At 41.5% G+C, this 12,863-nt stretch carries 11 protein-coding genes; 10 read left to right on the top strand and 1 reads right to left on the bottom strand.

Features of this window, described 5'->3' with window-relative positions:
* Positions 1-9 precede the first annotated feature (9 nt).
* From JMN32_RS16455 to JMN32_RS16420, 8 genes are all read left to right on the top strand, one after another.
* A complete protein-coding gene (locus JMN32_RS16455) occupies positions 10-2,448 on the top strand; it encodes an ABC transporter permease (RefSeq protein ID WP_202857454.1) in 2,439 nt (812 codons plus the stop codon).
* Positions 2,449-2,542: 94 nt separating this feature from the next.
* On the top strand, positions 2,543-4,933 hold the full coding sequence (locus JMN32_RS16450; protein ID WP_202857453.1) for an ABC transporter permease: 2,391 nt from the start codon (positions 2,543-2,545) through the stop codon (positions 4,931-4,933).
* 235 nt (positions 4,934-5,168) lie between these two features.
* Positions 5,169-5,750, top strand: coding sequence for a Crp/Fnr family transcriptional regulator (locus JMN32_RS16445; RefSeq protein ID WP_202857452.1), 582 nt, complete (start codon positions 5,169-5,171; stop codon positions 5,748-5,750).
* Positions 5,751-5,807: 57 nt separating this feature from the next.
* On the top strand, positions 5,808-6,527 hold the full coding sequence (locus tag JMN32_RS16440) for an MBL fold metallo-hydrolase (RefSeq protein ID WP_202857451.1): 720 nt from the start codon (positions 5,808-5,810) through the stop codon (positions 6,525-6,527).
* Positions 6,528-6,545: 18 nt separating this feature from the next.
* On the top strand, positions 6,546-6,788 hold the full coding sequence (locus JMN32_RS16435; protein WP_202857450.1) for a VF530 family protein: 243 nt from the start codon (positions 6,546-6,548) through the stop codon (positions 6,786-6,788).
* Positions 6,789-6,918: 130 nt separating this feature from the next.
* The gene (locus tag JMN32_RS16430) at positions 6,919-8,061 is read left to right on the top strand and encodes a DEAD/DEAH box helicase (protein WP_202857449.1); all 1,143 of its coding nucleotides are present in this window, start codon (positions 6,919-6,921) and stop codon (positions 8,059-8,061) included.
* Positions 8,062-8,076: 15 nt separating this feature from the next.
* Positions 8,077-8,508: a GNAT family N-acetyltransferase gene (locus JMN32_RS16425; protein WP_202857448.1), complete on the top strand. Its 432-nt coding sequence runs from the start codon at positions 8,077-8,079 to the stop codon at positions 8,506-8,508.
* A gap of 22 nt (positions 8,509-8,530) precedes the next feature.
* Positions 8,531-9,304, top strand: coding sequence for an energy transducer TonB (locus JMN32_RS16420; RefSeq protein ID WP_202857447.1), 774 nt, complete (start codon positions 8,531-8,533; stop codon positions 9,302-9,304).
* A 40-nt stretch (positions 9,305-9,344) separates the two neighbouring features.
* On the opposite strand, the gene JMN32_RS16415 is transcribed toward JMN32_RS16420, so the two are convergent.
* Positions 9,345-10,109 (bottom strand): sterol desaturase family protein, encoded by a 765-nt coding sequence (locus tag JMN32_RS16415; protein WP_202857446.1) that lies wholly within the window; start codon positions 10,107-10,109, stop codon positions 9,345-9,347.
* 206 nt (positions 10,110-10,315) lie between these two features.
* Here JMN32_RS16415 and JMN32_RS16410 point away from each other — a divergent pair, with 206 nt between their 5' ends.
* Positions 10,316-11,965, top strand: coding sequence for a glycoside hydrolase family 13 protein (locus tag JMN32_RS16410; protein ID WP_202857445.1), 1,650 nt, complete (start codon positions 10,316-10,318; stop codon positions 11,963-11,965).
* Between the two features lie 181 nt (positions 11,966-12,146).
* The gene (locus tag JMN32_RS16405; RefSeq protein ID WP_202857444.1) at positions 12,147-12,704 is read left to right on the top strand and encodes an RNA 2'-phosphotransferase; all 558 of its coding nucleotides are present in this window, start codon (positions 12,147-12,149) and stop codon (positions 12,702-12,704) included.
* The last annotated feature ends 159 nt before the right edge of the window (positions 12,705-12,863 follow it).

Genomic DNA, 12,863 nt, shown 5'->3' with positions numbered 1-12,863 from the left:
ATTAACAACATGGTCAAAAACTACATCAATATAGCAATAAGAAATTTCTCAAAGGATAGCTTTTACTCGCTGATCAACGTGCTGGGACTGGCTATCGGTATAGCATGCAGCCTGATCATATCACTTTATATGTTGCATGAATTGAGTTATGATGACTTTCACCCCAATTTAGCGCAGAAGTATCGCGTAAACCAGACCAATATTTGGGACCCTCAGGGTGGGGTAATGAGCTCATCGGTGTTGCCACTGGCGGGTACATTACTTGCCGAATATCCGGAGGTAAAGTCTGCACTCAGGGTAAACACTATGGGCACTCATACGGTTCGACTGATTGAAAACAGCCATACAGAGAAGATTTTCAATGAGCCAAATATACTGGCTGCTGACTCTAACTTCTTTGATTTTTTTGGTTTTCAGCTGGTAGAGGGAGATTCAAAAACTGCCCTGAAGGGAATCAACAAGGTGGTATTATCAGAAGAGGCCGCCGTGAAGTACTTTGGAGACAGGAATGCACTGGGCAGAACACTTTATTGGGGAGAAAGTAAAACTGCGTTGGAAGTGACAGGGGTTGCTGCTCAGCCGGAAAACAGCCACTTCAACTTCGATTTTCTGGTTTCTATGGATACCAATCCTGCTGTTGAACATTTTGAGTGGAGCTGGATATGGACACAGGTAGTTACTTATGTTGAGTTAGAAGAGGGGACAGACCCTGCTCAGCTTGAAGGGAAGTTCGAACGCCTGAGGAGGACTCATGTAGCCGCTACCTTGCAGCGTTTTAAGATGGATTATGATGAGTTTATGGCAGGTAAAGGTGATTGGAACTTCTACCTGCAACCGGTGAAAGATATTAACCTTTACTCGGCTCAAATAGGCAACCGCTTAGGCAGAGTGGGAGACATTAAATACATCTACATCTTTGCCTGTGTAGCCGTGTTTGTGCTGGTATTAGCAGCGATCAATTTCATGAACCTTTCAACCGCCAGGTCATCGTTAAGAGCCAAGGAAATAGGTGTGCGGAAGGCTATCGGATCTTCAAGAAAACAGCTGGTGATCCAGCTTTTAGTAGAGTCTATCCTTGTATCTCTTGTTGCCACAATAGTGGGACTGGGGCTGATGGAGATCATCAGGATATCCATGGGGCAGCTTTTGGATGTGAAACTGGAGTCATTCTGGTCAAACCCTGCAATTTTTGTGTTTGTTATCTCCATTCCTTTAGTGTTGGGCTTTGTGGCAGGGATTTATCCTGCCTTTTACTTAACCTCTTTTAAACCGGCCAATGTGTTGAAAGGAAGGCTGAGTATGGGGATGAAGAATGGTGGTTTTAGGAATACGCTTGTTGTGGTGCAGTTCACCATATCCATTACACTAGGGATATGCACCGTAATTGTATTTCAACAGCTCGACTATTTTAGTGAGAAGCACCTGGGCTTTGATAAGGACAACGTATTGGTAATTAATAATGCCCATAAGCTGGGAGATCAGTTAGAGTCTTTCAGGAATGAACTGGCTGCTCAGGATAATGTGCTTAACGCATCTCTGGCCATGGATATGCTTGGAAGAGGCACCTACGAGGAGATCTTTACCAAAGAAAGTGATGATACCCGTATGGCTATAGCTCAACTCAAGGTTGATGATCACTTTTTCGAAACTATGGGGTTGAAACTGGCTGTAGGAAGGACTTTTTCTGAGGATCGCCCTTCGGATATGCTTGCCGTTCTTATTAATGAAACCGCGATGCAACTCTATGGGTGGAATGAAGACGATGTACTTGGACAGCGCATCAAGTATATGGGCGATGATATTGGACCGGTAGAAGTTATAGGTGTGGTAAAAGATTTTAACTTTCAGTCGTTGAGAACAGGTATCAATCCCTTTATATTTTTTCATACTAAGTCAACCATGTGGGGGAAAAGCAGAGTGCTGGCTTTAAAAACCAAGAATCAGCATGTAAGTGACCTGCTTCAGGTTGCCGGGCAGAAATGGAAAAAATATGCTGGGGACAATCCGTTTGAGTACTCTTTCCTGAACGAGGAGTTTGAAAATATGTATAGATCAGAGGAACGACTGGGAAGCCTGTTCTCCGTATTCTCAGGGTTTGCTTTGTTCATAGCATCCATCGGCTTGTTCGGGCTTGCTGCCTATACCGTTCATCAGCGAAGCAAGGAGATCGGTATCAGGAAAGTGCTTGGGGCATCTATGGGGCAACTGGTGCTGATGCTCAACGGTAATTTCTCAAAACTCATACTTTTTTCATGTATTCTGGCACTGCCATTAGCCTGGTATGCCATGGATCAATGGCTGGAGCAGTTTGCTTATAAAGTAACCATTGGCTGGCCGGTATTTGTACTTACAGGGGTGATGGCGCTTATCATCTCCTGGCTTACCGTAAGTTATCAATCCATTAAAGCGGCATTGGTAAACCCCATAGAAACACTTAAGGATGAGTAAAATAAGATAATCAGTAAACAGTAAAGTCCAAACTGATCATTCACTGCAATGACAGTGATTATTAACAACAATCAGAAATACAAGAAAAACCAGTATGCTAAGAAACTATTTAAAAACAACAATAAGAAGCTTGTTCAGGAACCCTTCCAATACATTTATTAATATTTTTGGATTATCGCTGGGTATAACCTGTAGCCTGATATTGTTCCTGTTGGCGACCTTCTTGCTTAGCTTTGATCGGTACCACGAGAACTTTGAACGTATTTATAGAATTGTGCATTCAGCCAATGACCAACAAGGGAGTCGGGTCTTTGGTAATGGTGTGCCTTCACCTATGACGGATGCAGTAAGAGAAGAGGTTCCAGGTATTGAGACGATTGCCTTTGTTTCAAACAAATATTCGAATACACTGGTCGCCATTGATGATAATAATAGCGGTGACAGACGCTACTTTGAGGAGCGGGAAGGTGTCGCATATATAGAAACAGCATTTTTCGATGTGTTTTCCAGAGCCATAGTTAAAGGTAGTCTGGCAGGGTTTGGTCAGCCAGGTAAAGTGATTTTGTCAGAAAAGCTGGCGGATAAATATTTTGACTCAACCAACATCATTGGCAGGGAAATTTTGCTCAACAAAGAGCAGACACTTGAAGTGGTAGGTGTAATGGAGGACTATCCGCGTAACAGTGATTTTCCCTTTGAGCTATTCATCTCCTATAGCACTATTAAAAAAGAATATGAACAAAATGGCTGGGGTAGTGTAAGTAGCGATGATCAAATTTATTTGCTTCTCGGTAAATCAACCAAAGTTGAAAATGTCAATGAAAGACTTGCGGCTTTTAAAGAGAAGCAGTTTCCTAATGATGATCAGGATCTGTCTTATTTCCTGCAGCCACTCAAAGAACTTCATTTTGATACAAGGTTTAATAACTACCGGTATACCACGGTCAGTGATGGCAACATACTGACTATGGTATTGGTGGCCTTCTTTATTTTGGTTACAGCCTGTATCAATTTCATTAATTTATCCACCGCCATTGCAGTAAAGCGTTCTAAAGAGGTTGGGGTCAGAAAAGTTTTGGGAAGTACCCGAAAGCAGCTGGTGAGGCAGTTTATGGGAGAAACCTTCTTCATCGTTTTCCTTTCCATCATGTTTTCTCTTGGGTTGGCGGAGCTATTGCTGATTTACATCAATCCGTTTTTGGAGATCGATTTAAGCATCAACTGGTTTACGGATGGTAAAGTTGAGCTGTTCCTGTTGAGCACACTGGTTCTTGTAACCTTCATCGCAGGGCTTTATCCTTCTTTTGTGATGGCCAGAATGAAACCGGCAGTGGTCATGAAAAATCAGTTTGCCAACGCCAGGACTTCCGCTGTTTCACTTCGCAAGGTGCTGGTAGTCTTTCAGTTTGTAATTACCCCATTCTTTATCATTGGCACGTTGGTACTGGTGGGCCAAATGAAATTCCTCAAAGAGTCGGATCTGGGCTTTAAAATGGATGCAGTTATTGCTATTGATGTACCTGAGAGTGAAAGCCAACAAAAGAAAACGCTAAAAAACGGCATAGAAAGAATATCAGGAATACAGCAAGTGAGTCTTGCCAGCAGAACCCCGCTTTCAAGTTCCATTTCAGTGACAGACATACAGTTGGACAATGATCCTCAAGACTACTATTGCGACATCAAGTGGGTCGATGAGAATTACCTTTCTGTTTATGGCATTGAGCTGACAGCTGGGGAGGGTTTAAATGCAGTGGACACCCTGACCCGGGTGGTGGTGAATGAAGAGTTTCTTAAAGTAGCGCGGATCAATAGCCCTGAGGAGGCTTTGGGCAGGATGGTGCATATATGGAACAGAGATGTGCCTATTACCGGAGTAGTTAAGAATTTTTACTCCAGGAACCTGCGCATGAAAATGGAGCCTGTAATGCTTGTCAATGGCATGGGTAATGCCAGAACGCTTTCTGTAAAGCTAAGCGGGAAAGACTTTAACAATCAACTCAACGCCGTAAAGCGGACCTGGCAGCAGGTGTATCCCGAATATACTTTTGAATATGAATTTGTAGACGAAGCAGTAGCTTCTATGTACGAGTCGGAAGAAAGAATGGCTACTATCTTTACCTTCTTTTCATCGGTAGCCATTTTTATTGGTTGTCTGGGACTGTTTGGTTTGGTGTCGTATACCACCAATCAGAAGGTGAAAGAAATTGGTATCCGTAAGGCGCTTGGAGCTTCCGTAAGTAATATATTAAGCCTGGTTTCTAAAGATTTTATGATGCCGGTAGTCATCGGCTTTGTAATAGCCGCCCCGTTAGGGTGGTACCTGATGAGTCAGTGGTTACAAAACTATCAAAACAGGATTGATCTTGATGCCGGCGTATTTGTGGTAGCGCTGGTGGCAACCATTACTATTGCCTTGGTCACAACGGGCTATAAATCACTACAAGCGGCAAGAGCTAACCCGGTAGATAGTTTAAAGGACGACTGATCTTGTTGCTATATGGTAATTAAAAAAATCGATATAGTCTGGTCTGCGTAATTGGTTTTGGGTTTATTTACTTTTAAAACCCAAGTCATGCTTTTTGTTATGTTCAATGTCGATGAAGAAGGAAAAGGATAATCCATCAAAATGAAGGACATTTCTCCTGACATTGATTTTAGCTTCGGCTTTCAGGATTTAGATTGGCGTAGGGTGGAGTAGCTATCTTAGTTAATAAGTTTGTATGGGACGGCATCAGGAAATATTAATAAATGCAGTAGAAAACAGGGTTTCTATTTCGCCTCAAGAAAAGGAGCTTTTAAGCTCCTCATTCCACCCATTAAACTGCAAGAAAAATGAGTGCCTGCTTAAAGCGGGTCAAAAGCCTCAAAAATTATATTTTATTGTCTCGGGGTTCGTGAGGTGTTTTTATATAGACCATGACGGAAACGAGGTGACCACCGATATATTATCTGCGGGAGAGTTGGTTACTTCCTTCGAGAGCTTCCTGAAAGACACATCTTCTTCCTATAGTATTCAGTGTATTTCCGATTGCAAGTTGCTATTCATAACAAAACCAGATTATAAAGCGCTTTATGCCGAAATTTCAGAGTGGGCGGTGTTTTGTCAGGGTGTTTATGAGAATTATATCCTGAAAATGACAGAGCGGGTCAATGCTCTTCAGACGCTGTCAGCTTCGGACCGTTACGAAAAACTGCTCAAAAAAAAGGCTGAAATTGCACTTCACACACCTGTTAAGCACCTGGCCTCATATCTGGGCATCAAGCCTCAATCCCTTAGTCGGATCAGAAAAGAGATTAAGTAACATATGTGATTTTTTACCGGCCGAACGGCCTATAGTTTTGAAGTAAAATTTAAAACTATGAGCAAAATAATTCCAATAGCTATCTGGCCGGGAGGCCTTATCAATTGTTTTTTAATCAAAGGGGATCAAAAACATATACTGGTAGATACAGGCATTCCAAATTGTGAGGGCAGAATACTCCGTCAACTAAAAAGGCATAAAATCAACCCAGATGACATAGATCTGATCGTGGTCACTCATGGGCATATTGATCACTTTGGAAGTGCAGCAAGCCTGAAGAAAATATTCGGAGCGTCCATATTGGCTCATAAAGCTGATGAACCTGCCTACCGGGCCGGACGTGCCGATGTGTCTACCATGAAAGTAAATAAGCCTCAATGGAAGCTTTTCAGAGCCTTGGTAAAAGACCAAAGAGCAAAGCGTTTTACCCCGGATATCATGCTGGAGGAGGGAGAAGAGTATGACCTGAGTTCCTGGGGAACTAACGGGAAAGTAATCCATACGCCAGGCCATACCCCCGGTTCTTTATCGGTCATACTGGCCAATGGTGAAGCCATAATTATGGATATGATGGCCTCGGGAATATTGCTGGGAGGGGTCATGTTCCGTTCAAGGATCAAACATCCTCCTTTTCATGATAATTTAATTGAATTAAAAGCTAGCTTTGGCAAAGTATTGGCTGAAAAATGTGAACAGTTCTATCTTGGGCACGGTGGCCCGGTCAATAGAGGGCAGGTTGTTAACTATTACAACAAATTTCTGAATGACTCAGCTTAAGCGAATAAGACATAATCTATGACAAAAACAGGTAAACCTGAAGAACAGCCCAATAACCCTCTGCACGGAGTGAAACTGGCAGATATACTGGAATTCCTTGTGGAGAGATTGGGCTGGGATGAAATGGGAGCCAGAGTGAATATACGTTGCTTCAATAGCAATCCATCCATTAAGTCCAGTCTTAACTTTTTAAGAAAGACCCCCTGGGCAAGGGATAAGGTAGAGCAGTTGTATTTGCGCCAAATACGAAAGAAGAATTAGAAAGCCTCCCTGATACCATCACTTTTCCGTAGTAACCAGCCCAAACCTTAGGGCTAATTATGCTTTCTGAAATTAATTCTCAATATATTTGTGCCTGAAATATATCCTTCATCTTAATAAGCACTCTTTCATGTCATTTGATGCTCTGGGGCTGGCTCCATCTTTACTACAGGCACTTGCCAGTCAAAAATATTTAAAACCTTATCCTATCCAGGAGAAAGCCATACCTGCAGTATTGCGCAGAAAGGACGTGCTCGGCATCGCCAAGACAGGTTCGGGTAAAACAGCCAGTTATGTGCTGCCGATCCTGACTAACCTGGAAGGCAGGATAATGGATAAAAGCAGGTTCATCAGCGTGCTGGTACTGGTACCAACCCGCGAACTGGCGATTCAGGTCAATGAAGTGTTTCATGATTTTGGCTCTGAACTGCCTGATATGGTCAGGTCCATGGCGGTCTATGGAGGGGTGTCGATTAACCCTCAGATGAAAGCACTTTATGGGGTTAATGTACTGGTGGCTACACCAGGCAGGCTTTTGGAGTTGGTGGAATCCAAGGCAGTACAACTTTCAGCGGTTGAGGTCTTGGTGCTGGATGAGGCAGATAAAATGCTTAATCTGGGTTTCAAGGAAGAGATGAATCGAATTTTTGAACTTCTGCCTGCCAGAAGACAGAACCTTTTGTTCTCCGCCACCCTGAGCAATGACGTTAAGGAGATCAATCAGTTTCTATTAAATGATCCTGAAGTGATCGAGGTGAAAGCCGTGGAGGAGAATATAGATCAGATTAGCCAACTGGCTTACTTCGTGCCTCAGGAGAAGAAGGGACCTTTGTTGAGGTATTTGATCAAAGAAAATAACATCAGGCACGTACTGGTTTTTACCTCCACGGTTCAGAAAGCCGACAATGTGACTAATAAACTCCGCAAAAACGGTATAGACGCTGAAGCGATCCATAGTAAAAAAGGACAAAACACCAGGATAGAGGCGTTGTCTGATTTTAAGAGAGGCAGGCTGCGGGTATTAGTAGCGACAGACCTGCTGGCCAGAGGTATAGATATAGAGTTTTTGCCTTATGTGATCAACTATGATCTGCCCCGGTCACCTAAAGACTATGTCCATCGAATCGGTAGAACAGGGCGTGCCGATGCTAAAGGAGATGCGATTTCATTCATAACTCCGGAAGATCAGCACCACTTTAAGGTGATTCAAAAGAAGATGGGTAAACCCGTGACCATGATAGATAGTGAAAACATTGATCTGAAAGGGTACTAAGATACTGAAGAGAGGTTGGAATTTACTTTTAAAAAAGCACTGGCTTCGGATATTGAGTACTTGCTCTGGTTAAGAGAGGAAACTATGACTCCTCACCTGTTGAAAGCAGGGTTTAAGGTAGATAGGGAAAACCACTATAAAGCGCTCAATTATAAATTTGAGGGAGCCAGGATCATTTTTCATGGAGATGAGCGGGTTGGTTTGATCAAGACGTCATCAGAAGAAAATTTTATAGAGATCATCCAATTCCAGATTGCCCCTGAGTTTCAGAGAAGAGGGTTTGGTCGCAAGATCATTCGTGAGCTTATAGCTGAAGCCCCCGATTCTATTGATTCTCTGTTTTTAAGTGTACTGAAAGAGAATAATGCCAGGAAGCTGTATGAGAAATGCGGCTTTGTAATTGTCGGGGAAAATGAACACTCTTTCGAGATGAGGTTGGATATTTAGTTTGAATTATTGTATCTGTTTTATGAAATTATTGATTACACTCTTGTTACTTGCTAGTGTGTCTGGTGGAGCATTAAGTCAGTACACAATTTACTACAATGGAAAAGGGAAAATTACTCTGCCTGAACTCGCTACACATTATCGTATTGCCAATATAAATGTTGATGGTAAACACTTTGTTGGAAATGTTGTGGAGTATAGAATGGATAGCTCTTTGATAATGGAGATTAATTATGATAGCAGTGGCCTTAAACAAGGGGCGTTTCGCTATGTAATGCGTGCGGAAGGCGCTATTGATGCCACATTTGCTGACAATAAATTATTGGGTAGTGATAAACTGCCAGATTCACTTTTGCTCATTATTTCTAAAAAGGAAGAGTTTGCAAAGGGGATGTACATAAGAAAAAATGATTACCCAGGGTTAAAGCCATTATTAATAGATAATTATGATGCCGAAAAGGCTGAATCAACAGCAGATGAAGAAAAGGAACTCTTTATTATTGTGGAAGACCCTCCAAAATTCCCGGGAGGAATAAGCAGGCTTTATGAAATGCTGGGAAATTACTTAGTATATCCACCTGAGGCCTTGGAAAAGAAAGTTACAGGTAAGGTATTCGTTCAATTTGTTATTAACCCTGATGGAACAACTTCAGAAGTCACTGTAGTAAGAGGTATTGGAGGTGGCTGTGATGAGGCAGCACAGTATGCGGTCAGTAAAATGCCTGACTGGAGTCCTGGCTATCAATGGGGTAAACCTGTGCCCGTAAGAATGATACTTCCAATTACATTTAACTAAGAGCAGGAAGTTGTCAATTGAGAAAAGGTTTAGGGGGCAGTTATTGGTTTTTGTTGGTGATTCTGTTTTTCACTTCATCAAACCGAGCCTCATAGCCCATGTGTATTGTCCCCATAAGCCTGTCCCAAAAGGTGAAATACAGGCCATAATTTCCTTTTACATATTCATGATGCATGTTGTGATTCACGGAAGTGTTTAGCCATTTTCCCAGCCAATGCTTGTAAAACCCTTTAGGGTATAGTTCATAACCGAGATGCCCATATACATTATAAATGATCATGAAAATGAGGAATAGTGCTATAGCCAGTTTGTGAACGGGAAAGAGAAATACAGTCAATATGATTATCCCGGCTTCAATAAAAGCCTCAATAGGATGAAAAGCGAACGCAGCCCATGGACTTGGGTTTGTTGATTTATGATGAACCAAATGAGTTATTCGATATAACTTTTTATGGTGCATCAACCGGTGCATCCAGTAGAAATAAGTATCATGTACAAAGATGATCATTACTATGCTTAATATGAAGTAAGCAATTCCTAGGGTAGGTATATTGTCATAGATTAATGTGTGAGGTTTTACCCACGGGCTAAAAAGTGTCATTGCTACTGTGGTAAAGATAATTATCGTGACCAATGAATATGTAATTTCTCTAAGGTAGTCCTTATTCTGAGGAAATTTGACCTGGATCTTTTTGTATGACCAGGCCCGGCGCTTTAAAACATACCAGGTAAGATAAGCTATGCCGGCTACGATCACATACCTTAACAGAATTATAAGCACTATAAATTGCCAATTATCTTGCATAATGTAATGTTTAAAACTTAACCCTAAAGGGCTTCTTACGGTTCCTGCTCATTAGCCATTTGATATAAAGGTGATGAAAGTGTTATATTGGGTTAACAGAAGATACTAAGAATGCTTTTATGAATAAATTCTCCCTAACCCTTTTAATCCTGTTGATCCTCAGTGGCTGTAGTAAGAAACAGGACGTAGAACAAACAACCTCCAGTATGAATAAAAAATGGTGGAAAGAAGCGGTAATCTATCAGATTTACCCCAGAAGCTTTAAAGATACCAATGGTGATGGAGTGGGGGATTTAAGAGGTATTATTGAAAAGCTGGATTACATCAAAAGCCTGGGAGTAGATGTGATATGGCTAAACCCAATTTATGCATCTCCAAATGATGATAATGGCTATGACATCAGTGACTATAAGGCCATTATGGATGAGTTTGGGACCATGGACGATTTTGATGAGATGCTTCGGGAGATGCACAAAAGGAATATAAGGCTGGTTATGGACCTGGTAGTAAATCATAGTAGCGATGAGCACCGGTGGTTTCAGGAGTCGCGAAGCTCAAGAGACAATCCATATCGGGATTACTATCATTGGTGGCCGGCAGAAAAGGGTAAGCCGGCACCCCGGTTTAGCTTTTTTGATGTCAATAGTGATGCATGGATGTACGATTCGACAACCAACGCATATTATTTACATTACTTTTCAAGGAAACAGCCGGACTTGAAATGGGAAAACCCAAAAGTGAGGCAAGAAGTGTACGATATCATGAGGTTCTGGCTGGCCAAGGGGATTGATGGCTTTAGAATGGATGCCTTTCAATACGTTTCAAAAGATACCACATTTAAGCCTCTGCCAGAGGGTTATGAAAAGGATATTATTAAGTATTATGGCATGGGACCTAACCTGCACGAATACCTTCAGGAAATGAACAGGGAGGTAATCAGTCAGTATGATATCATGACGGTGGCCGAGGGGGCAGGAAGTACTTTTGAAGATGCAATTTCATTGGTTGATCCCGAGCGAAAAGAACTTGATATGGTCTATCATTTCGAAGGTATGGATATCGGTAATGGTCTCGGGGGGTATAGCTTAAAGGAATTCAAAGAAGTGTATAGCCGCTGGGATAACGCCCTTGCAGACAAAGGGTGGCTATCTATATTTTTGGCTAACCATGATGTACCCAGGATGGTCAGTAAATTTGGAAATGACGGTGATGTCTTTAGGCAGGCATCTTCTAAAATGCTCAATACATTTATTTTAAGTATGAGAGGTACGCCTTATTGCTATTATGGAGATGAGCTAGGGATGACCAATATTGATTTTGACGATATTTCGGATTACAAGGATATTAGTGCTATAAATAGCTACCAGGCAGCGAAAGAAGCAGGTAAGGATATGGATGAATTCATGAAAAAACTCAACTTCCTTAGTCGAGATAATGCCAGAACTCCTATGCAGTGGGATACAACTTCATATGCAGGATTTACCAATGGAACACCATGGCTTGCAGTAAATCCTAATTTTAAAGCCATCAATGTGGAGGTCGAAAACAATGACCCCGCTAGCTGCCTCAATTATTTCAGAAAGATGGTGCAGCTTAGGAAGGAATACCCGGTTTTTGTTTATGGTGACTATGAGTTACTCTTTCCAGATCATGAGCAGGTGTATGCTTATACCAGAGAACTTGATGATGAGAAAGTACTGGTGCTGCTTAACTTTTCGGAAAAGCCGGTGAAAGTTACGCTTCCTGCAAATGTGAAATTAAAAGAAGTGATGATTGATAATATGGATGATGACGAGGTTGAAGGCAGTGATGTTAATTTAAAACCATATCAGGCTATTATTTATTTACTTCTTTAACGAAATAGATAAAATCATTGGTAAGTGATCGCTAAATGTGAGTCTGAAGAAGAGGTGATAAAAATTTTGGACAATGACCCTCTGATTATTAACCAATGGGCAGAATATTCGTTGTCAGAGTTTAAACCTCTCATGAGTACAGAGAGTTTAAGTCACTACATAAAGTAGATTTAAATACAAAATGATTAATGAGAAAAAACAGACCGAACTGAGTAAATTTCTCAGTTTGGTTCTTAGACACAAACCTGAGACCATAGGACTGGAGCTAGATCCCGAGGGATGGGCAGATGTTAAAGAGCTGTTTGAAAAGATGAATGCACATCGGAAGCCTATTGATATGGAGGTGCTGGAAGTTATTGTGGAAAATAATAACAAAAAACGGTTTAGGTTTAATGAAGATAAAACTAGGATCAGAGCCAGCCAGGGGCATTCAATAAGTATAGATTTAGGTTATGAGAAGATAGAGCCACCAGAAGTACTTTATCATGGTACGGCCAGTAAAAATATTGACAACATCCTTAAAACCGGTTTGACCAAAGGGAGCAGGCATCACGTGCATTTGAGTCTGGACATAGAAACCGCCATTAATGTCGGGCAAAGACATGGTAAACCGGTAGTGCTGAACATCAGAGCCCGAGCCATGCATAATGATGGTCTTCATTTTTACCGATCCGATAACGGTGTATGGTTGACTGAAAGTGTACCGGTGCAGTATATTTTGATGGAGAATAATGAATGAATTCTGCATCGGAGTGAATAAAGGGAATGTTGCCTGAAAATCAGGCTGTTAATAAGGTTAGGTTTTATGACGTGTAAGATATAGGCAACAGATGTTATTTTTTATGTTATGATTAGGAGTACACTTTTGACTTATTAGTTGAGAGTCATTTTTCAATAT

Origin of the sequence: Fulvivirga marina, assembly GCF_016775155.1 — a bacterium.
Classification (GTDB): Bacteria; Bacteroidota; Bacteroidia; order Cytophagales; family Cyclobacteriaceae; genus Fulvivirga; species Fulvivirga marina.
The sequence above is the reverse complement of the archived record's forward strand: the minus strand, read 5'-3'. Positions and strand labels throughout refer to the sequence as shown.